The organism is Flavilitoribacter nigricans DSM 23189 = NBRC 102662 (assembly GCF_002646595.1).
GTDB classification, from domain to species: Bacteria; Bacteroidota; Bacteroidia; order Chitinophagales; family Saprospiraceae; genus Flavilitoribacter; species Flavilitoribacter nigricans.
The window spans coordinates 51,385-74,359 of the sequence record NZ_PDUD01000047.1 but is presented as its reverse complement, the minus strand read 5'-3'; the positions used below and the strand labels follow the sequence as shown (position 1 = coordinate 74,359).

The window sequence follows — 22,975 nt, the reverse complement described above, 5'->3', positions numbered from 1 at the left end:
GGTAAAGATCATCGCCGGGCAACCACTCCGGTTCGGTTAATCAATTTTTAGACTGTCTACCGGATTCACGCGCGCGGCCCGTAAGGACTGAAAACTCACCGCCAGCCAGGCAATACCCACGGAAATAAGCGCCGCCAGTACGAACCAGGCGGGGGAAAGTCCGACGCGGAATTCAAAGTCATTCAGCCATTGTACCATCAACCAGTAGGCAATGGGCGCGGCCAGCAGGGAAGCGACCGCCACCATGATGGTCAGGCGCTTATTCAGCAAAACAAAAATGCTCAACATGGAAGCTCCGAGTACCTTCCGGATGCCGATCTCCTTCCGGCGTTGTCCGACGGTGAGGGTGGCAATACCGAACAGTCCGAGACAGGCGATCAGGATCGCCAGCACCGATCCGGTGCTGATGATGCGACTCAGCCGCCGTTCCGAAGTATACTGGCGGCCAACAGCCTCATCTACGAAGTAAAAATCGAAAGGCTGGTCGGGAGCCACCTTTTGCCAGGCTTCCTGCACGGTACTGATCGCGGCGGTAACTTCCGATCCGTTGATCCGCACATTCATTTTGGCGGTAGGGGTATCATTGTAGGATACATCTCCGGCCAGGCGCAGGATGCCGATCTGGTTCATGGTGATCACCAGTGGCTCTACCGGGCTGTGGAGGGTTCCGTAGTTGAAATCGTCCGTCATCCCGATGATCTGGAACTGCTCAAAGGGTTTGGGCATGGCCTGTCCGACCGGATCGCTCAGTCCCAGGTTCTCCGCCATGGCCCGGTTAATGATCACCGCATTTTCTGCGTCGGTGGTTATATCCCGGCTGAAGGCCCGACCGGTAGCCAGATCAATACCGCTGAGGTCCAGAAACTGCTCGTCTACATTCAGCAATTGAAAGAATTTTACCTGCTGGCTACTTTCCTCCTGGTAACCTACCTGCGTCCAGCCGGTGGTTCCGAAAGCGTGGGAGGAAACCGAAACGCCCCGGATGAGTGATTCATCCGCCAGTTCGTTGCGCAGCAATTCCCCCAGTCGTTTTCCGTCTTCGTAGACCATACTCAGGCCCCGTTCGTTGGAAGGCGCCTCGCTGTATGGGAGAACAAGGGTCTGTTCCTGGTCAAAACCCAGGTTTTTATTTTGAATGTAGCGCATCTGGCTTTGCATCGCCAGGGTACAGATGATGAGTACCACCGACAGGATGAACTGAAAGCCCACCAGTCCGCGCAACACAACGTGTTTATCTTTACCGAGCTTGCTGATCGTACCGCGGATCGCCCGCATCGGACGGTAGTTGGAAATAACCAGCGCGGGATAAACTCCGGCAAGAATACCAATCCCAAAGGTCAGACCCACCAGACCCAGCAACAGTAGCGGAGAATAGTGAATATCCAGCGCTTTGTCCGCCAGTCCGTTGAAAAGGGGCAGCAGGATCTCCGCCAGTATCACGCCCGCCACCGTGGAGATCCCCGCGATCAGCAGGGCTTCACTCCAAAACTGCAGCATCAGCTGCCAGCGCCGGGCTCCACTCACTTTCCGAACGCCTACTTCCCGGGCCCGATTGACGGACCGGCCGAGGGCCAGCGTGACAAAATTGATACCGGCCAGTACCAGAATCAGCAAAGCGATACCGGACAGAATATAAGGATAGCGACCGTCGCTCACCGGTACGTATCCGACCGGGTATTCGTTATTGAGGTGAATGTCCGTTAGGGGTTGAAAGCCGACCTGATAGTCACCGGCTTCGTAGATTCTGGCGACCTGCTGATCGATGTAAGGAGCCAGTTTCTGTTCAAAATCCGACCGGACCACATCTTCCCGGAACAGTACATAGGTTTCGGGGAAAACGCTGGTCCAGCTTTGCATGGACCGCTCGTTGATAATGGATTTTACGTTCTCAAAGGGAATGATCATATCGTAGCGAATACCGGAATTGCCGGGCGCTTCTTCGATGATCCCGCCGACCTGAAATTCCTGCCAGCTGCCGCCGACCCGCAGGGAGAGTTTCTGTCCGACTACATCCGCCGTACCGAAATATTTCCGGGCAATGGCGGGGGTCAACACCACTTCGCGCAGATCATTACCGAAGGTGCGGGCATTCCCCCGGATCCATTTGAAATCGAAAACTTCAAAGAAATTCGGGGACATCAGGTGCATCGTTTCCTCGTCGCTTAACGTTCCGTTCTTAACCAGGTCACTCAGGGTCAGATAGCGGGCCACGGCTTCCACTTCGGGAAAGTCTGTCTCCAGCTTGTCTCCGAGGATGAAGGGAGTAACGGTATTGAAGTAGAGTTCGTTACCGACCTGTTCCTTTACCCACGCCCGGTGGATCTGATCGGCTTTGGTATGAAAGCGGTCGAACGACCATTCATCCTGAACGTAGAGCAGCAGCAGGATCGCGATCCCGATGCCAATCGACAGTCCGAAAAGGTTGATCCCGGCGTACAGGCGGTCTTTGCGTAAATTTCTGAGGGCAACTCGAAGGTAATTACGTAGCATAGTCGGGCGGTTTAAATGGTTCGATATCTGATGCCACGATGCGGCGCATTTCCGGCGCATTAAACTGCGGCCTCACTTCCGCAGACTGATCGGGGACAGCTCGTATGCATTCCCCTTTTGTTTATCGCAACAACAATATTATTCGTTCTTCAGGCTTTCTACCGGATTCATGCGGGCCGCCGACCAGATCTTCAGTCCCACCGTAAGCGCGGCGATCAATACGGCACTCAGACCGGCCGCTACGAAATAGTACCATTCCATGTCGATCGGATAGGCAAATTCATCCAGCCACCGCCTCATGGCGAAATAGGCCACGGGAGATGCCAGCACCAGGGCCAGCAGGATCAAACCGAGCATTTCCCGGGAGAGCAGGCTCGCTATCTGAGCGATACTGGCTCCCAACACTTTGCGAATACCGATCTCTTTATTTCGTTTTTCATTCAGAAAACTCACCAAACCGAACAACCCGATGCACCCCACAAAAATGGCTAAAAGGGCAACCGCGCTAAATGCCCGGAAGGTCAGTCGTTCTACGGCATAATTTCGCGCCAGGGTTTCACTTAGGAACTGGTAGTTATAGATCCGATCCGGAAATACATCCCGCCAGATGGATTCGATCCCACTCAGCGTTGTTTCCAGCGGTGCACCCTGCGGCGATACCTGCAGATGGAGTTCACTAAAAAAAGACGAGCCCCAATACATAAGGATGCAAGGCGTGATGGCATCCTGCAGCGAATTATTGTGAAAATCCCTGATCACGCCGATAACGGGAGCTTCTCCCTCGTTGATCACTACGTTTTTCCCAACAGCATTTTCCGGATCCAGACCGAGTTCCCGCGCTGCCGTTTCGTTGATCACAAAACCATTAAACCGGTCGGAAACCTGAGCGCGGCCCAGCCATTTACCGGCTACCATATCCAGTTCGTAAAGATCCAAATAGCTGAGGTCCACGACCTTCATTTCGGCATTGCGGGCCCGACCTACCTCCTCTTCCCGCAGGCGATACGTTGTGCCGTAGGCAACATCATGGGTGGTGGGAGGCCCGGAAGCAAAACTCATTTTACGGATCGCCGGCATAGTTTGCAGACGCTGGTGGAGTGTTGCAAGTTTGACGGAATCTTGCTGCGGAATATCCACGGTCACGATCGCATCCTGCCGGAATCCCAGATCTTTAGAGCGCATGTATTTCATCTGATAGGCGATCACCAAAGTAGCGACGACCAGCAGCTGTACGATCCCGAATTGCGATACGATCAGCACCCGGCGCAGGTTTACGCCTTTGGACTGCCGTTCTTCCGCCTGTTTTTTCAGCGCGGTGACCGGTGAGAAGCGGGACATCACTACCGCCGGATAGGTTCCCGCCAGCAAAGCGATCATCAATATCAGCAGGGCCGTAGCCGCCCAGAGTTCCCAACCGGTTTGTAATTCCAGGTTGACAATATCCATCCAGGTGTTTAATCGCCGGAGCAGGAACTGGGTCAGTACCAGTGAGATGAGGCCGGCAACCAGCGTAAGCAGGAAGGTTTCACTGAGGAACTGCCGCCGCAGCTGCCAGTTGGTCCCTCCCAGCACTTTTCTAACACCCACTTCTTTGGAACGCTGCGCGATCTGGGCGGTAGCCAGATTGATGAAATTGAAAACGGCGATGAGCAAGAGGATCAGTCCCATGCCGGCCAGTACCCAAAGTAAACTGGAGCTACTGGTATAACTGCCGGGGCTGTTGCCGTAAAGAGTTTCCGTATGGATCTCATCGACGGCCTGCAGGTGATAACTTATGCGTTGATCGTCCTCGGGTTTCAGGTAATTTTTCTGCCAGGCGGCGATCCGGGTTTCCCAGGCGGCGATATCGGTTTTCCGATCCGGGAATTTAAGGAAAGTAGTGCCCCTGTAATTGCCCGACCAGTTGCCGGCAAAATAGGGGTTATTTTTCCGAAAGAATTCGTAGGGGACCAGCATATCGAACAGTAGGCTGGTATTGGCCGGAGGGTTCCGCAATACACCACTAACGGTGAGCGGATCTTTGTTATTCAGTAAAAGAGTGCGTCCGATCAGGGATTCACCCCGGGCCACCGCATCCTGAAAATAGCGATTGGCCAGGGTTTCGGTCAGTACCACCGCATCCGGATCGCTGAAGGCCGATTCCAGGTTACCCTGTAGCCAGATGGAACCAGGATCGCCGAAATGCCGGGAAAAATCGAAAAGCCGAAGGTAATCTCCGTCCACAAAAAGGATGCGATCCTCCCGGAAGCGTACGATATTACCGGCCTGATCTTCCGAACTGATGATGCGGCTGAAGGGCCCCGCCGTCTGGGTCACTTCGATCCCGGGAAAATCCTGCCGCATCGCAGCGGCCAGCGGATAGGCCGTGGTATTCCAGTGCTCCACACTACCTTCCATCTGCGTATGCTGCACAACGCGATAGATCTGATCTGCTTCCGAATGCTGCTGATCAAAAGACCACTCGTAACGCAGGCCGACAAATATCACCAGAGCGCCCGTCAGGCCGACGGTCAACCCCAACAGGTTGATGATGGTTTGAAGTCGCTGCTTCCTGAGTTGACGAAAAGCGGTCTTTAATTGCATGTCGGGAATTTTAAAAATGATTACAGGGAATACCGGGGATCCTCCCGGTATCATGGCGAAAGACAACTATTCGCTTCGCAAACTGTCTACCGGATTCGCTACCGCCGCTTTTACGCCGAGGAAGCCGACCGTCAGCAGGGCGAGTAAAACCGCACCGATCCCCGCCAGCGCAAATACCGACCAACCGATCTCCGCGTGGAAGGTAAACTGTTCCAGCCAGTTCATGATGAGGTAACGCGCCACCGGCAAGCCGATCACAAAGGCAATGACTACGAGCAGGACAAATTCGCGGGACAACAAACCGGCGATCTGCATGACGCTTGCTCCCAATACCTTCCGCACACCGATCTCCTTCAGGCGGCGATGGGTATTGAATACCGCCAGGCCCAGCAGTCCCAAACAGGAGATCACAATGGCTAGTACGGCAAAGATGTTGGCCAGTTGCCCGGTGCGGATCTCAGCTTTGTAGAGCGATTCGTACTGCTGGTCCATAAATGCGTAGTTGAGGGCGTAGTTAGGATCCAGTTGGGTGATGTTCTTTTCCAGACTGGCAATTGCCGCCTGGGTCTGTCCGGGAGCGGTACGCAGGTATAGATTGCCGGCGTTTTCCGGAGAATAATAAAAGATCAGCGGCTGAATATTCGTGTGTAGGGAAGCATTGTGAAAATCCTTGACCAGGCCAACCACGCGGTTTTCGTCTCCCCAGAAGCTGACCCGTTTGTCGATAGCATCCTCAAATCCCATCTGCCGGGCGGCGGTCTCATTGATCACGATGGGTACATTGGCCGTATCGGCCTCCATCTGATCATCAAAAGTTTTACCCGCGATCAGTTCCAGTCCCATCGTTTCGAAAAAATCCTCATCGACGAACAGGATCTTAAATATGGCCCGCTGGCTTTCATCCATGCCTTCCCAGGTGGGATCTCCCGTACCGGTAGACACGTCGAACAACATTTCGTGGCCCCGACCGACGGATAAAATGGAGGGATCACCGGACAATCCGGCCTCCAGCACATCGAATTTTTCGTTCATATCCTCGGTCAGTTCCAGCGCTAAGACGTTCTCGCGTTGGAAACCGAGGTCTTTATTCATAATGTAGTGCACCTGGGAACGCACTCCGAGAGCGGCAATGATCAGGATAACGGACAGGGCAAACTGCAATACCACAAGTCCGCGCCGGAGTTGCAGGCCCCCGATACGATCCGTGAGTTTACCTTTCAGCACCTTCGTGGTTTTAAATCCGGAAAGTAAAAAGGCCGGATAGATCCCCGATAACAACCCAATGCCCAATCCCACACCGGCGAAACCCGTCCAGAAAGCGGGGTCACTGAACTGCCCGCTCAACTCTTTACCACTGATGCTGGTAAACAGCGGCAGCAGGAAAAAACCGACGGTCAGCGCCAGTAGCGTTGCCATGCCGGAAGTAAGCATAGATTCCACCAGAAACTGATTGGCCAGTTGGCTGCGGGGAGCACCGGCTACTTTCCGAATTCCCACTTCCTTGGCGCGGGTGGTAGCCGTGGCCGTAGCCAGGTTCATGTAGTTGATACCCGCAATGAACAGCAGGAAGAGGGCAGCGGCCGAAAAGATCCGTACGTAGCTGATCCGCCCTCCGACGGCGTGTCCGTCCTGAAACTGAGAATGCAGGTAAAGGTCCGTCAGCGGATGCAGGAACATGGAATGGGGTTTGCCCAGTTCCGTATGCTCGGCGATCACCGGCAGAAGTTTAGCGGTGACCTGTTCGGCATCAGCCTGGGGGCTCAGTTCCAGGAAAGTGCTGTAGCTGTAGTTGCCCCAGTGGTTGCGGTTTTCCGGATAGTGCTGAAATTCCGCTTCGATGGGCACCATGAACTTGAAGTTGAGGTTCGTCGGTTCGCTAACCGGTTCGAATACACCGGTGACGTTCAGTTCCAGGCCACCGTCTACTTTGACAATGGAGCCGAGTACGTTGTCGTTGTTCCGCCAGTTCGGTCCGAAGAATTTTTCCGCCATATCCGCCTGGAGGATGATCGACGAGGGCGCTTCCAGCGCTGTCTCTGCATTGCCGAGTGCCAGGGGAAAATCGAGCATTTCCAGAATAGAAGGCGTGGTCAGCAGACCGGTTTCCCGAAAAGACTCATTGCGGTATTCCAGGGAGAGCGGGTTGTTGTAGAACATGCAGGCATTTTCCACCTCCGGCAGGCTTTCTTTGAGAGTCCGGTAGTAAGGCGCCGGAGATCCTCTCCAGGTCTGGATCTGGCCGCTTCCGGCCGTCATATTGTTCATTACCTGGTAGATGCGATCTGACTTTTGGTGGAAATTGTCGTAGCTGGTCTCGTGGCCTACCCACAACAGAATGAACATACTCACAATGAGGGCCAGGGCCAGGCCACCAACATTGATCAAGGAGAGGCTGCGATTTTTCAGAATGTTCCGAATGCCGAGTTTAATGTAGTTGTTGAACATCGTTTAGACTTTGAGGTGTAATTGGTCGGATGTTGAGTTGGCGTCCATGATTTACGCTGAACGCTCCGCAAGGTCTTCTGATGTACGAAAGTCTGCGAAATCATATTCGAGGCACCTTCGTAGGCTCAGCTGTATTTTCCGGAAATTAAACTTCAACCATTGGGATCTGTCGGTGGCGTTATCTTTTGCTCCACCCCGCTAAAATTAATTGATACCAGGCTGAAAATGTTGCACTTAAAGGCTTTTCCGGGAATACCCTATTCTACTGACAACGAACATGCCAATAATTACAATTTATTGAAAATCAATAAAATACAACAAAAAACAACAGTATTTCGGCCCTAATTTTGTGCGATTACGAACAGGAAGTGTCCGATATTGAACAGTAGGAAATTCCCCCGGAGCGGGGCTTTCCGGATGGAGCATGGAAGGGGTGCAAACCGCCCTATCGATTAATAAAAATACAGCAGGAAGGTGTTGGCCGATCGGATCAAAGCAGTTCCGACTAATCGCCTAATCTCTGCTGGTTTTTCGGCATAGTGAAGAAAAAAGAGGATCCTTCGTTGGGAATGGATTCCAGCCAGATCTCTCCCCGCATCTGTTCCACTACTTTCTTGCAGATGGCCAGCCCCAGGCCGGTACCCTGGAAATCCTTTCGGGAGTGCAGTTTTTTGAAAAGCAGGAAGATCTTCTCGTGAAATTCCTCATCGATACCGATCCCGTTGTCCTTGATCTCAAATTCCAGGCTATCGCCCAGATCCCGGCAGTTTACCTGCACTTCGACCGGCACGTTTTGCTTCTTAAATTTGATCGCATTGGCCATAAGATTTTGGAATAACTGCTTCAGCCGGTTGGGATTAGCCGTTACTTCGGCCGGAATACCGTGAAATTGTATGGTGGCATTCTGCTCTTCGATAGATTCCTTGAGTCCGCTCGTTACTTCCTGCAGCAACTCCGGCAGATCGATGATCTCCAGGCGGTTCTCCTGCATCTGGATCCGGGAATACACCAGTAGATCTTCAATAAGGTTATTCAGGTTCCTGGAGCCCTGCACCACAAAATCGATATACGTCTTTGCGGTACTATCCAATTGATCGGCGTATTTCTTTTCGAGCAGTTGGGCGAAAGTGCCCATGGTGCGCAGCGGCTCCCGCAGGTCATGGGAAGCGATATAGGCAAAGTTTTCCAGCTGCATATTGGAATCGATGTAATCCTTCAGCTGACGGTTTTTATCGTCCAGTTCCCTGACCTTGTTTTTAAGCTCGACCTGAGCCCAGTTCCGTTCGGATACATTCCGGACGATGGCGATCACCTCGTTCTCATTAATGGCGTTGATCCGGATCTCAAAGTGGAACATATTACCCCTGATGGGCAGCATGTATTCGAAGGAATGCAGCTGCTTGGTTTCAATAGCTTTCTTGATATTGATCAAAGTAGCATTGGCCAGGTAATCGGGTAAGACTTCAAATACATTTTTCCCCAAAAACGCTTGCGGCGGCACCAGCAGGTCCTGGTCATCATTGGGAGAGGAATAGTGATCCAGGTAGACACCATCTTTACTGATCCGGAATTTGAGGTCCGGCAACGTACTCAATATGGCTTTCTGAAAAGCTTCGTTCTCTTCCAGCTTCAGGCGGATCTTCCGTTTCTCCGTGATATCCTCGATCATACCCATGGCCAGTCTCAGGCTTTTATCCTCATTATACCAAAGCGACATATTGATGTTGGCCCAGACAATATGTCCCTCGCGGTGGATATAGCGTTTTTCCATCACCATCAGGGACATTTGCTTTTCCATCGCCTCACCGACCGTTTTCCATTCCTGGTCGATCTCCTCCGGGTGGGTAATGTCCATAAAGGTCATCTGGTGCATTTCGTCCAGATCGTAACCCAGCATTTGGGCAAACCGCTGGTTGCAACGCAGCAATTTACCGCTGGCATCACTAATGGCGACGCCCAGGGGGTTTTTCTCAAAAAGATTCCGAAAGAGGATATCGCTTTCATGCCGGGCGATTTCCGCTTCCCGTTTGGCTGTAATATCCTGTTGGGTACCCCAGATCCCGATCAGTTTACCGTTGACGATATCGCCAACCGCACTATTTTGGAAATACCGCTTATTGCCGTCAGCGGTAGTTTCAATGGTTTCGATATGCTCTACGCGGTAGCCGTTTTTAATAAAATCCAGAAAACTGCGCTGGTTGATCTCAAAATGTTCCCCCTGGTGCAGTTCCATTACCGTTGCCCCGATCAGATCTCCCTCCTGCTCCAGATTATACATTTGGGCGATAGCCGGGTTGGCATCCTCGATATAGGCGTTATCGTAATAGAGTTTCAGTTGTTCGTCAGTAGTCAGTCGGGTATCGATGGGTACCCCGCAGTTCATATAGTAGATACCGTCGGTACTGTAGGTAACAAAATTCTTGTAGCGTTCTTTGCTTTTCTCCTCGGCAGCCTGGGCTTTCTTGCGATTGGTAATGTCCTGTAGAATGTTCAGATATTGCCAGACGGCGCCCTGCTTATCCCGTTTGAAAACCTTTACCCGCTCATTGAACCATACGACCTCTCCGGTTTTGGTATACATGCGGTACTCGGATTCGATGATGTCGTCATCCGCAGCGCCGGATAGTTTCTCAAAAAAATTCTCGAAGGCCGGTCCGATATCATCCGGGTGGATCAGTTGCTGGAAAAATTCGAAAGGATCATCAATGTTCTCCAGCGAATAACCGAGAAAATTCGATCGGTTGGAATACAAATTGGAGTGATCGTGGAGGTCAATGATAAAGACGTGATCGGGTATAGTGGTTACGATCTTCCGATTGAGCAGTTGGGCATCCGAAATGGAGTATTCCCAGTTGGGTCGCAGCTCCGCGTCTTTTACCGCCAGTGGCTCGCCCATATTCACCAGGTCCCGCAACTGATCCCTTTCACTCCGCACCAGTTTGAAGACTTCGTAGCGTTCCAGCCAGTTGGCCAGTGTTTCGATAAACGTACCGATAAAACCCTGATAGAATTCCAGTTTTTTTGCCGAACCGGCTTCTACTCCAAAACCGAGTACTCCTTTTAAGGCGCCGTTACTGTACAGCGGCATGAGGTGTACCCAATCTTCACTTTTTACGTTCCAGTTCAGGTCTATCTTGTCAAAAAATTCGCTAAATTCACCAATGATCGGACGATCGGCACGGGGCGAGGTAAGCAGGTTTTCCTTGTATTGCAGCGGTTCACAGTCTACTTTCCGGTTTAGCAATTCGCGCCAGACGCCGGCTTGCTTTTCCAGTACAAGCGGGGTGCGGATCAGGCCGCCGTCATCTCCTGTCACCGGAATGGGTGGCTCCAGAACGGAAACAAAAACCGCATCTAATGAAAGCGCCTTTCCCAGAATACGTAAACTTGTTTCTAGATTTCCCACAAAATCACTGGTAGCAAGTAGACAGGGAATTGCCCGGTGAATACCCTCCAGCAATTTCAAGGACCGCTGAGTAGTAGCTGTGTCCATAGTATATGTATAACATTGGGTTAGTAGTAAACCAATTTCTTAACAATAAACTGGTAAGATGGTATTGAGGGAGGTCGATTGTCTGACTAAATTACGAAATAATAACTGCTTTTGATCCTATATGTTGCAATCTTTAGTAAAAAGTGGTGATTTCAACCGGCCGGTCACCGGGCGCTGTTCCTCCGGCCGGGATGCGAATTAACTTTTACATCCACCAATTGCGAAACAAAATCTGCTGATTATGGCATTTTCACCCGACTATCTGGAATTCGTACTGGAACAACTCGAAGGCTTCGGCCCCATTACCCACAAAAAAATGTTCGGCGGAGTGGGCTTTTACAAGGATGGGCTCATGTTCGGCGGCCTGATGAACGGTATACTGCATTTCAAAGTAGACGACCAGACCCGACCGGAATTTATCCGGCGGGGCATGGAGCCGTTTGCCCACGGAAAAACCCCAAAAAAGCTACCGACCTACTACCAGGTGCCCGTCGAGATCATCGAAGACCGGGACGAACTTACCGCTTGGGCCGAAAAAGCCTACGCGGCGGCCCTTACCGGCAAAAAAAAATAGCCCTGAAGCAAATCAATACTTCAGGGCTATTCCGGGATGGCTCGGAGCCATCAGACATTCATTCTAGTACAGGTAGTTGAGTGCCGTTTTGTCGTCGTTGTTGAACGGACGATCACCTCCATCTGTACAAGCTAACATGAAAGACTTGGCAGACGCAGTCGCACCCGTAGGAGTACCCGGGATGTGGTTGGCACCTACAGTGCTCGCACCTTCATTAGCAGTACCGCCGCCACAACTGATGCTGCGGTCAAAATAGTCCGTATGGCGGAAACCGATGCAGTGACCCATTTCGTGCGCGATAATGGTTGCAATTCCTTCGGTGCTGAGACCGTAAGATGACTCCAGAATACCGCTCATTTTGATCTCATCGTAGGGATCGCCACTAGCAGTAGGGAAACCGGCAGAACCGAGTACGCCTCTGCGCTCATCACCTTTTTTCAGGCGCGTCATTACGATATCTGCCTGATTAGAATTTGAAATTCTTTGAAAAGAAATTCCCAGGTTTTCGTCATTGTAGCGTTCAATCGCCAGATCCAGTCCAGCAATCATTCCGGCACTGTAACCATTTCTACCACCTTCCGGTGCGTACATAGTGATCACCCGGTTACCATTGGTAGTTACCAGATTGTTAGTGCTGTACTGTTCCAAATTAGGAACGAAGTGACGGTCTACTTTAGAATTCAGGAACTCATCGGTGATGATGATGTCTCTTTCGATCCGGTAGCCTTCTTCCACTCTTTCAATCCCGTCCGGATTGAAGCCCATGTGGGTCAGCTGATCGATTACTTCTTGTGGTACTACGTCAACAGCTAAGTCTGTTGAACGGTCTTTTTGGCAGGAATACGTGAGAAGTGCCAATCCCAACACAGGGATTGCAAGCTTTAGCAGTTTTTGCATACTAGTCAATTATTTTAGAAATAAACAATTTTACTGACGCAATTAAGTCAATTATTACAAATTATGGAAATTTTATAGGTGAAAAATTTGAAAGTCTGAAATTTTAATCGGCACCACCAGAGCAAAGAAAATGTCAGTCCAGAGGTGATAATCGGCCATTTTAGGGGTAAAATGTCTAAATTTTGGGGGTACAATGTCCGATTTCTATGGGTAGTTATGCGTATATTTGCAGTAGAGGACAATACCTCAATTTTTTAATTGAGGGGGACAATTAAAGAGGCACCGAAAGACATTTTTCGAAATGTAATTCGGTGCCTCATTTTTTGGACCATCCTTTCTAAAAGTATTGCTTTTCCTTGCGGACGAGATTTTCGCCATTTTTTTTACCTCCGGCACTTCTATCTTCCACCTTCGGTTAGGGCAATTAAAAATCGCTATTCACTGCGTAAGGCCTTCACCGGATTTCCCAGGGCCGCCCGTATACTCTGCCAGCTTACCGCCAGAAAAGCGATCGCCATGACGGCTAATCCCGCCAGTAGCAGCACCCCGCCCCCCAGCTCGATACGGTAGGCAAAATTCTGTAACCAGCGACTCATTACCCAGTAGGCCAAGGGCCCCGCCAGGACAATGGCGACCAGCACCAGTCGAATGAAGTCTTTGGACAGCAGGGCCACAATACCCGTCACGGAAGCGCCGAGTACCTTCCGGATACCGATCTCTTTGGTCCGTTTCACGATATTGAAGGAAGCCAGTCCGAAAAGGCTCATGCAGGCCAGAAATATAGCGAGGATGGAAAAGGTAGTGACCAAGCCGGCCGTCCGCGCCTCGGAGGCATACAATTTGGCAAACTCTTCGTCGAGGAAATGGTAACTGTAGGGCCGGTGGGGAGCGAAAGAAGCCCATTGATCACCGATCGCTTCGATGGCGGTGCCCACCTGCTGGCCACTGAGTTTAACCAGCAGCACGTTGCCCCAGTCACTCGGGAACATTACCAGCCGGTCGATCGCTTCATGCAGCGAGGAAAAGTGAAAGTCCTGGACGACACCCCGGATCTGGGCCCGGCGGCCGTTAAAGTTCACAAACTGGCCAACCGCCTCTTCCCCGTTCCAGCCGAAATCGGCTGCCTGCCGTTCGTTTACCAGAATAGGCCGCGTGGGCGGTTCCTGCTCGGCCGCATAGGCATTGACTTCCGCTTCAATATCGGCCCGCTTGATGTTTTCGCCGGCTACCAGCGGGATCTCCATGGTTTCCAGAAAATCTTCGTCGATGGGCAGGGCAGTTACCGATTTATCATCCGTGACATTTTCCGTGCCGGAAATGCCGTAGGTTCCCCGGATCTCCACGGGAGTTTCGTAGGAAAGACTGACGGACTGGACCGCGTCCATACGGTTGAGCTCGGATTTGATCAGATCGAGTTTTTCAACGATCCGGCCATCCGTGGGTAGCACCAGCACCTGTTCTTCGTTATAGCCCAGCTTTTGTTCCTGAATGAAGGCCAGCTGATCCTGCAGCACCAGCGTACAGATGATCAGGAACACGGAAATACCGAATTGCAGAACGATCAGGAGCTGCCGTACGCCAAAGCTGCCGCGACTGCTTTTCCACTTACCCAGCATCAGCTCGGTAACTTTATATTTAGACAGGATCAGGGCCGGATAAGCTCCGGACAGCAGGCCCACCAGCAGGCCGAAAACAACAATACCGGCTACCGAAAGCGGATGGATCAGCAGATCCCAGGATAGATTCTGGTCGAACAGATTGTTGAAGGCCGGCAGCAATATATTGGCCAGTGCGTACCCCAGCGTCAGCGCGAAACCCGTCACCAGTATGGCTTCGCTCAGGTGCTGAGCCACCAGATGTTTCCGCTCCGCGCCCAGTACCTTCTGCATACTCACCTCCTTGGCGCGGGCCGCGCCGGTAGCGGTGGTCAGATTGATATAGGTCGTAGTTGCGATCAACAGGATCAGCAAACCGATGCCCACCAGAATATACAGGTAGCGGATATCACCGTTGGGGACAAAGTTCCCGGACAGTTCCGAATACAGGTGTACCGACCGCAGCGGTTCGAGGTGATACACCAGAAAATCATTTTTATCGAAGTAGCGCTCGTCCTGATAAAAGCGCTCCATATATTCCGGGATCTTGGCTTCCAGTCCGGCGATATCCGCCGGTTGCCGGAGCAGAAAGTAGGTGGCATAATTGGCGTTCCACCAGGTTTCCCGCTCGGGGGCGGCGTCGCGCAAATTCATAAACCCGGCAATGAAGTCGGGCTGCACCTGGGAAAGTTCGGAAGCATCCTCCATCACACCGCTGACCGTATAATCCTTGGAACCGAGCTGGATCACCTGTCCCATAGGGCTGGTGTTACCAAAATACTTCTCCGCCATGGTAGCGGAGAGCACCACCTTGCCCGGCTCCGCAATGGCGCGTGCGGAATCTCCTTCCAGCATGGGAAAGGTAAACACCTGAAAGAAACTGCTGTCGGCGTAATAAATACGGTCTTCCTCCACCAGTTGCTCCCCTACTTTGGCAACCTGTTTATAACTGATCACCCGGATCGCTTCTTCAATTTCCGGAAAATCCGATTGGAAGGTCGGCGCTACTTTATTGCCGGTCGTTTCGGAAAAATTGCGATCTCCATCCGCCCCACCGTATTCCATGGTTACCCGGGCAATGCGATCGGCTTTGGCGTGGACGGAATCAAAACTCAGTTCGTGTTGCAGATAGAGTCCGATAAGTACGGCGGCGGTCATGCCGATCGTCAATCCGCTGATCTTAATGACCGAATACAGGCGGTTCTTAGTGAGGTTCCTGAGTGCGAGTTTAAAATAATTGCGAAACATTTGACTGAATTTTACGGTGGTGATGTGTGGTGATAAATGGCGGTGCCGACTATTGCTACGGCTTTATTTTTTAATTCTTCAGACTCTCTACGGGATTACTCCAGGCGGCTTTCAGACTCTGGAAGCTGACGGTGCACAGGGCAATGATCAGGGCCAGCAGGCCCGCCATCCCAAAGTACCACCATTTGAGGTCGATGCGGTAGGCAAATTCTTCCAGCCATAAGCCCATGGCGTAACGGGCCAGACCAATGCCGAGTATTGCCGCCCCCAGAATGAGTACCGTGGAATCCCGGATGATCAGGCGAACGATCTGACCGCTGGTGGCTCCCAATACCTTGCGGATCCCAATTTCCTTGATCCGGTTGCTGAGCGTAAAGGCCGTCATGACGAAGAGTCCCAGACAGGCAATAAATACCACGATGGCGGAGAAGAATACCAGCAGGCGACTGCGCGTAATATCGGCCTCGTAGAATCGCTGGAACTGATCGTTCAGGATGTGGTATTCGATCGGGTTTTCGGGATCGAAACGATCATTGATAGTTTTGAGATCGGCCAGCGTCGTACTCCAGTCCTCTGTATTGACCTTGAGCGAATAGTAATCGATATTGTGGATCGGGTTATTGCGGAAGCCGATCACCATGGGTTTGATCGCCAGATGAAAATCTTCGAAATGGAAATCTTCCACCACCCCGACCACCTGAGCGGTGAATACTTCCGAAAGCTCGGCATTATCTCCGCTCCAGTTGACACTCGGGATCTGGATCTGCTGCCCGATCGGTTCACTCAATCCGAGCGCCGCTACGGCCGAGCGATTGATCAGGACTTTGGCACTGTCGGCCGGGGCTCCGCTCAGATTTTGTCCTTCGCTCAGTTCTACCTGGTAGGTGGCCAGAAAATCCTGGTCCGCGCCGACAAAGATCATTTCCCGCGCCTGCTGCTCACTCATGCCCGACCGGATCACCCGGGCCAGGGGATACTGTTTCCATTCTCCCGGCACCCGGGAGCTGACCGTTACGGATTCCACCTCGGGCAACTGGCTGAATTCCCGCTTGATCGCCTCGAACTGATTGCGCAGTACCCCACTGTTGATATCCACTACGACCATGCCCTCCATATCGAATCCCATATTTTTGGATTGCACATAGTCCAGTTGCCGGTAAAAGATCAGCGCACAGGCGATCAGACAGATCGCTGCGGTAAATTGAAAGAAGGTCACCACCTTGCGGATGGAGAAGCCGCTATCGGCATGTTTTTCTTTTTTCAGCGCTTCTACGGTGGCCACCCGGGAGACCAGCCAGCTCGGATAGGCGATGGCCGTCAGGCTGACCAGCAGGCCGGCTGCCGCCAGCAATCCGATCTGCTGCACGGGCAGGTACGACCAGTCAAAGGAGGTACCCAGCCAGGCGGTCAGCTGGGGTTTCAGGGTATAAAGCAGACCCACCGCGGCGGCGAGCGAAACGGTGGTCAGCAGCATGCTTTCGGAAAATAACTGCCAGAGCAATTGGCGGCGGTTGGCACCGATCGCCTTGCGGACCCCGATCTCCCGGTAGCGCCCCATGAAGGCGACATTCAGCAGGCCGGCGTAATTGAAACAGGCGACCAGCAGAATGACGAGTGCGATCCAGAAGAATACCCGGACGTAAAACAGGTTGCCTTTGGAACGGTTGATCTCACCCTGTACTTCCAGTTCGGACAGATGGATATCCTGTACCGGCTGCATTTCGAACCGGCTGCGAAACTCCTCATCCTGCGGCCAGTTGCGCTCCGCCATACCGGTGATCTTTTCCGCCAAAGCGGCCAGGTTCGCATCTTCCCGTACCCGCAGATAGGTCAGGAAGCTATTATCATCCCAGTTGGTGCTGGTGTACTCGTCCCACCAGGGAAAAATAGCGGATGCCGTCTGGGTCGGCAGCATCAGATAGCCTTCCATATGGGTGTTTTCCGGGAAATCCTCCAGTACGCCCACCACCGTACCTTCGAACATATTGGTATGGAGGGGCTGCCCCAGTGCCGATTCCCGGCCAAAGTATTTTTCCGACAGGCGCTCCGTGATCACCACTCCGTTCGGCGTGGAAAAGATCTTCTGTGGGGTGCCTTCGGTAAGTTTAAAATTGAAAACCTCAAAAAAGTCCCGGTCAATTGTGCTGACCTGCTCGTAACTCATCTTCGCCGGTTCATTGCCAACCGTTAGTCGCCCCAGTACCATGATCTGGGTGCTGGCCTCTATTTCGGGAAAGACCTCCTCGACCTTAATGCCCAGTTGCGCCCCCGCTCGGGCGCTGGTCCGCAGGTCGCCGTTGTCCACCTGCCGAATTTCATTGAGACGGAACACATATCCGTGTTGCCGATCGTAATGCTGCTCACTGCGGATATAGAAATTGAGCAACAGGAAACAGAAAAACCCGAGCGTGAGGCCACCGAAATTGGACAGGGCATAAAACTTATGGCTTCGGAGATAACGGTAGGCGATCTTGAGGTTATTGAGGAGCATAAGTCGGGTATTAGATTAGGAGATAGATGGATCGGTGGCCGGTGGTTGATCCGCCGGTCGCCGGTCGGCCGCCAGTAACGACACCCGGACCGACGATCGGCGGATCAATACCTATTCGCTTTTCAGGGACTTCACCGGATTGGCCAGAGCCGCCCGGATACTTTGGTAACTTACTGTGAGGAAGGCGATGGCGATAGCGCCGGCACCCGCCAGGATGAACACCCACCAGGGAATGTCGATCCGGTAAACGAAGTCATCCAGCCAGTTGCTCATGAAGAACCACGCCAGCGGGGCGGAGATCACCAGCGCCAGAATGACCAGCTTGAGAAAATCCTTCGAAAGGAGTGCGACGATGCCGGGTATGCTCGCACCGAGCACTTTACGGATCCCCACTTCCTTGATCCGTTGTGCGGCGGCGTGCGTGGCCAGTCCAAAGAGTCCCAGGCAGGAGATCAGAATGGCCAGCAAGCCGAAGGCTTTACAGGTAGCCGCCAGCCGGGCATCATCTTCGTAAAATTGGGCAATGTTTTCATCCAGGAACTGCCCGGAAAAGACCTGTTCCGGCAACACTTCGTCAAAAGTGGCCTGGATGGCGGCAGTCGTTCCCTTAATATCATCCGGACGTATCTTCAGTCCGGCCTCCCAGTAGAATACTTTGTTGGTGGTCATCAGCAGCGGATCGTGTTCCTGCCGGAAGGAATGGGTATGGAAATCCTCAGCCACGCCGGTGATCTCCATGACCCGGCGGCTGCCCAATCGCAGCTTCTGACCGACTACTTCGTCGGGATTGTTGATCCCGAGTTTTTCCAGCAGGGTCATATTGACCACTGCCTGCCGCATGGTATCCGAGGGGCTGTACCATTTGCCGGCCAATAGTTCAATACCGTAGGTATCCTGGTAATCCGGATCGCAGTATTTGAGTGTGATCGCGTAGGGTTCATCTTCCGGACGGGAGCCGTAGCGGAAGTTGGAAGCCCAGGTATTTCCCGAAAAAGGCTGATCACTGCTGAAGCTCACCTGCTCCACGGCGGGAATGGCTTCCAGCCGTTGTTTGAGCGCTGATTGCCGGGCAATGGTAGCACTATCGGAATTGAAGGAAAAGGTATAGATCAGATCTTTTTTAAAGCCGAGGTCCTGTGATCGGATATAGTCCAGTTGCAGGATCGTAATAATGGAACCTACGATCAGCGCCTGAGCGATGGCAAACTGCAGTACCACCAGGGCTTTGCGCAGGAATACCCCGCCGGAAAGGCTGCGGGTGCTGTTGGATTTCAGCGCTTCCACCGGTTTGAATCCAGCCAGAGATAATGAGGGATACAAGCCGGCGAGTACCGTCACCCCGAAACCGATGGCGACCAGGAAGGCCCAGATCAACAAATTGGAGAAGAAGGGCAGGTCATCCGGTACTTCGGACACGTGCTTGAGCAACGGCAGGGCCAGGGATGCGAGCGTAGCGCCCAAAACGACCGAGAGCCCAACGATCAGTCCGGTTTCCGTCATGAACTGTCCGACCAGCTGGCCGCGCAATCCACCGAGGGTTTTGCGAACCCCTACCTCCTTGGCCCGCAGAGAGGCCTGTGCGGTAGCGAGATTGATAAAATTGAAACAGGCCATGATCAGGATCAGAATACCAATCGCGGAAAGCACCCGCAGGCGGCTTTTTTCGACCCGGTGGGATCCGGAATGACCGAGTTCTTCGTTGTAATGCAGATCCGACAGTGGCTGGAGCACGTGGTGTCGATTCCGTTCGTTATTGCGCCCCCGGTATTCCTCCTCCCCTACCTGGGCCAGCACCGCATTGGCAGCGTCTATCTGATCTTCGCGGTACAAAAGCGCATAGATCTGATTGTTGGAGCTGCAACTTCCCCAGCTTTCCTCATCGAAGAAAAAGGCATCGGCATTGGCGCGAACGGTCGGATAGGAAACCATATAGGGGATCGGGAAATCGCTGTTATCCGGCAGGTCTTCCACCACACCTTTAACCACTACCGGGTAGAGATTGTCCAATAGCAGGGTCTGATCCATGGCCGTTTGCCACTGACCGAAACTCTTTTCCGCCCAGGTACGGGTCAGAACAATGGTGCCGGGGTCGTCCAGTGCCGTTGCCGGATCACCGGCCAGCCAGTCCAGATCGAAAACCTGAAAAAATTCCGTTTCGACAAAAAAGGCGGTCTCCGGTGGTGTCATACCGAGCTTCTTCAGCGGGGCACCTCCGTCCGGATTGGGGATGGTCAGGGAACCCCACAATTCCCGGATCCGGCTCATCTTTTCGAACTGACTGACATTACTTTCAATGTCGTCCATCGCCGGGATTGGGGTACAGACCCCTAGTTCTATTTCACCGTCGGCCCGCTCCTGCTCAGCCACTACGCGGACGATGCGATCGTAATTCGCAAAGTTCTTATTGAAGCTGTATTCGTAATTGACCAGGCGGAAGATCAGTAATGCCGCCGCGATCCCCAGCGTGAGCCCGGAAAGATTGATGATGGTATAGATCTTGTTTTTCCGTAAGGCCCGGACGGCAATTTTCAGGTGATTGTAGAACATAAATTTTGTTTTTAGTGGTCGGCCGGCCCCTTGTCGACCGACCGACCACTTCAATTATTCACTCCTCAATGATTTTATCGGATTGGATAATGCTGCTTTCACGCCCTGGACACTTACCGTGAGGAAGGCGATGAGCAGTACAATGATCGCGGCCAGAATGAATACACCCCAATCCAGAGATATTCTAAATGCAAAATCTTCCAGCCATTTATTCATACCGTAGATAACCAGCGGGATGGCAATGATCAGGGCCACACCCACCAGTTTCAGAAAATCTTTCGAAAGTAGTCCGACAATACCGGGAACCGATGCTCCCAGCACCTTGCGGATACCGATCTCTTTGGTCCGTTGCTCCGTAGCGTAACTGGCCAGACCAAACAGTCCCAGACAACTAACCAGGATGGACAACAGGGCGAACACCCCGGCGATCCGGCCAATGCGCTGCTCGGCTACGTACATATCGGCAAAAGCACTGTCCAGAAAGCGATTGCTGAAGGGCTGATCCGGGGCCATTTTCTGCCACTGGTTCTCCAGGGCACTGATCACCGCTTCGGTCTCACCGCCCTTGTAGCGGAAAGAGATATAACTCTGGGATGGCGACAGCCGCAAACTCAGCGCACCGATATTTTCCCGCATACTCGCCCAGTGGAAATCCTGTACAACGCCGATCACCGTCAGTTCTTCAAAATCTTCCGGCCGCGGCGTACCGCCCGGGCTGTCGGTCAGGGTATAGATCTTTTTCCCGATCGGGTCGTCGAATCCGAATAGTTTCGCCGCCGCTTCGTTGAGAATAACGGCGGAACTGTCCAGCCGCTGGGCCAGATCGAAATTCCGGCCTTCGGCCAGTTCCATGCCCAGAGTATTCAGGTAGTTTTCGTCTACCCGCCACTGTTGCATATTGACGGAATTATCCGTGCTGAAACTCCGGGCTTTGCTGAAGGTCTGATCCGAGCGGTGCGACGGTACCGGCAGGTAGCTGCTTACCGTAGCGCTCTCGATCGCCGGATGTTTCAACATTTCTTCCTTAAAGGTATTCGCCTGACTACCGAGTGCGTAGGCATCGTTCACAATAATTACCTGGTCCCGATTGAAACCGACTTTTTTACTTTGGATATAATTCAGTTGCTTGAAAACGAATAGTGTGGCCAGGATCAGCGTAGCGGACGTCACAAACTGGAAAACCACCAGCACCGAGCGGAAGCTCAGCCCTTTGCTCCGGCTTTTGATCTGTCCCCGCAGTACTTTCAGGGTATCAAAAGCAGAAAGGAAAAAGGCCGGGTAACTGCCCGCCAGCAGTCCGACCACGCCCACGGTGCCGACCAGCGAAAGCCAGAAAAGCGGAGACCCCCAGGGCATGCTGAGTTCCCGGTCCGCCAGTTCCTGGTATTCCGGTAAAGCAACTACGGCAATGCCGATCGCCAGCACCACGGCCAGGGCCGCGAGCAGGGTACTTTCGCTCAGGAACTGACCGATAAGGGACGAACGGCGACTGCCCATTACCTTGCGGACACCGATCTCTTTGGCCCGATCGGCCGAACGGGCCGTCGACAAATTCATAAAATTGATGCAGGCAATGATCAGTACGAAGGCGGCGATCAGGCCGAAGATCCAGACGTATTTGATACTGCCGTTGGGCGCCAGTTCCACATTGAGATCGGAATGCAGGTGGATGTCCTGCAGGTCCTGCAGATAGATACGGGCGTACTGGCCGGAAGCCTCAAATTCCTCCACCGAAATGCCCATCAACTGCTGGGCCGTCACGGCGATCTTTTCCCGGGAAAAAGCGGCAAACTTTGCTCTGAATGCTTCCAGGTCCGCATCCTCGTGCAGTAGGAGGTAATTGTGAAAGTTGTTATTGGATGCCCAATAAGGCGGATCGGTAGCGACCTCGCGGTTGCCGTTCATCGACATGATCAGATCGGCCCGGAAATGCGTATTTCGGGGCATATCTTCGTAAACGGCCGTCACCCGCCAGCGGTCTTCATTGTCGAAGATCAGGGTCTGCCCGATCGCCGCCTGGGCAGATTCGAAATATTTTTCAGCCCGGCTCCGGGAAATGGCCATGGTATTGGGTTCGGTCAGGCAATTTTCGGCACTGCCCTCGATGACACCTACCGGAAACAGTTCGAAGAAAGTACTGTCTGCGGTCAGCACGTATTCCTCCCGGATATTCTGTTGGCCCTCGCCGTCGGGTTTCACCAGGAAACTTCCGTACTGCCGGATCCGGCACCAGGACTCCACCTCGGGCAATTCTGCACCACTATCCGGACCTACCACCGAGCCCGTTGTCGCCATCTGGTAGTGGGTACCGCCGAACTTAATGTCCGCCGCTGCCCGCACGATCCGGTCCGCATTGGGGTTCCAGCGATCGTAGCTCAGTTCGTTGGCAACGTACAACATGATGAGCAGGCAGCAAGCCACGCCGATGGCCAGGCCAAAGATATTGATCAGGCTGAACCCTTTATTTTTTAACAGGTTCCGCCAGGCCATTTTGAAATAGTTCTGAAACATAAGACTTACAGTTTAGGTGATCACGATCAGTTTTCAGTGGCCAGGCGCCCGCAGACTTGCCTGACCACCGCTTACTGACTATTATTTTATGTCACCTCATA

At 52.8% G+C, this 22,975-nt stretch carries 10 protein-coding genes; 1 reads left to right on the top strand and 9 read right to left on the bottom strand.

Annotated elements, in window-relative coordinates; genetic code table 11:
* Positions 1-36 precede the first annotated feature (36 nt).
* The 4 genes from CRP01_RS34710 to CRP01_RS34695 form a co-directional block, all read right to left on the bottom strand.
* Positions 37-2,490, bottom strand: a complete 2,454-nt coding sequence (locus CRP01_RS34710; RefSeq protein ID WP_170110669.1) for an ABC transporter permease — start codon at positions 2,488-2,490, stop codon at positions 37-39.
* Positions 2,491-2,628: 138 nt separating this feature from the next.
* On the bottom strand, positions 2,629-5,073 hold the full coding sequence (locus CRP01_RS34705) for an FtsX-like permease family protein (RefSeq protein WP_170110668.1): 2,445 nt from the start codon (positions 5,071-5,073) through the stop codon (positions 2,629-2,631).
* A 66-nt stretch (positions 5,074-5,139) separates the two neighbouring features.
* The gene (locus CRP01_RS34700) at positions 5,140-7,518 is read right to left on the bottom strand and encodes an ABC transporter permease (RefSeq protein ID WP_099154683.1); all 2,379 of its coding nucleotides are present in this window, start codon (positions 7,516-7,518) and stop codon (positions 5,140-5,142) included.
* A gap of 505 nt (positions 7,519-8,023) precedes the next feature.
* Entirely contained in the window at positions 8,024-11,011 is a 2,988-nt protein-coding gene (locus tag CRP01_RS34695) for a PAS domain S-box protein (RefSeq protein WP_099154682.1), read from the bottom strand.
* 241 nt (positions 11,012-11,252) lie between these two features.
* Between CRP01_RS34695 and CRP01_RS34690 the strand changes: the two genes are divergently transcribed.
* Complete coding sequence (locus tag CRP01_RS34690; protein ID WP_099154681.1) at positions 11,253-11,585, top strand: TfoX/Sxy family protein; 333 nt, start codon at positions 11,253-11,255, stop codon at positions 11,583-11,585.
* Positions 11,586-11,648: 63 nt separating this feature from the next.
* On the opposite strand, the gene CRP01_RS34685 is transcribed toward CRP01_RS34690, so the two are convergent.
* From CRP01_RS34685 to CRP01_RS34665, 5 genes are all read right to left on the bottom strand, one after another.
* The gene (locus CRP01_RS34685) at positions 11,649-12,482 is read right to left on the bottom strand and encodes a M57 family metalloprotease (protein ID WP_099154680.1); all 834 of its coding nucleotides are present in this window, start codon (positions 12,480-12,482) and stop codon (positions 11,649-11,651) included.
* Between the two features lie 434 nt (positions 12,483-12,916).
* Positions 12,917-15,325 (bottom strand): ABC transporter permease, encoded by a 2,409-nt coding sequence (locus CRP01_RS34680; RefSeq protein WP_099154679.1) that lies wholly within the window; start codon positions 15,323-15,325, stop codon positions 12,917-12,919.
* 70 nt (positions 15,326-15,395) lie between these two features.
* Positions 15,396-17,816, bottom strand: coding sequence for an ABC transporter permease (locus CRP01_RS34675; RefSeq protein ID WP_099154678.1), 2,421 nt, complete (start codon positions 17,814-17,816; stop codon positions 15,396-15,398).
* A 111-nt stretch (positions 17,817-17,927) separates the two neighbouring features.
* A complete protein-coding gene (locus tag CRP01_RS34670) occupies positions 17,928-20,363 on the bottom strand; it encodes an ABC transporter permease (protein WP_099154677.1) in 2,436 nt (811 codons plus the stop codon).
* Positions 20,364-20,417: 54 nt separating this feature from the next.
* The gene (locus CRP01_RS34665; RefSeq protein WP_099154676.1) at positions 20,418-22,874 is read right to left on the bottom strand and encodes an ABC transporter permease; all 2,457 of its coding nucleotides are present in this window, start codon (positions 22,872-22,874) and stop codon (positions 20,418-20,420) included.
* Positions 22,875-22,975: the final 101 nt, after the last annotated feature.

Bases quoted from the DNA above. Each gene is read 5' to 3' on its own strand.
- CRP01_RS34710 (WP_170110669.1), bottom strand. From the start codon at position 2,490: ATGCTACGTAATTACCTTCGAGTTGCCCTCAGAAATTTACGCAAAGAC.
- CRP01_RS34705 (WP_170110668.1), bottom strand. From the start codon at position 5,073: ATGCAATTAAAGACCGCTTTTCGTCAACTCAGGAAGCAGCGACTTCAA.
- CRP01_RS34700 (WP_099154683.1), bottom strand. From the start codon at position 7,518: ATGTTCAACAACTACATTAAACTCGGCATTCGGAACATTCTGAAAAAT.
- CRP01_RS34695 (WP_099154682.1), bottom strand. From the start codon at position 11,011: ATGGACACAGCTACTACTCAGCGGTCCTTGAAATTGCTGGAGGGTATT.
- CRP01_RS34690 (WP_099154681.1), top strand. From the start codon at position 11,253: ATGGCATTTTCACCCGACTATCTGGAATTCGTACTGGAACAACTCGAA.
- CRP01_RS34685 (WP_099154680.1), bottom strand. From the start codon at position 12,482: ATGCAAAAACTGCTAAAGCTTGCAATCCCTGTGTTGGGATTGGCACTT.
- CRP01_RS34680 (WP_099154679.1), bottom strand. From the start codon at position 15,325: ATGTTTCGCAATTATTTTAAACTCGCACTCAGGAACCTCACTAAGAAC.
- CRP01_RS34675 (WP_099154678.1), bottom strand. From the start codon at position 17,816: ATGCTCCTCAATAACCTCAAGATCGCCTACCGTTATCTCCGAAGCCAT.
- CRP01_RS34670 (WP_099154677.1), bottom strand. From the start codon at position 20,363: ATGTTCTACAATCACCTGAAAATTGCCGTCCGGGCCTTACGGAAAAAC.
- CRP01_RS34665 (WP_099154676.1), bottom strand. From the start codon at position 22,874: ATGTTTCAGAACTATTTCAAAATGGCCTGGCGGAACCTGTTAAAAAAT.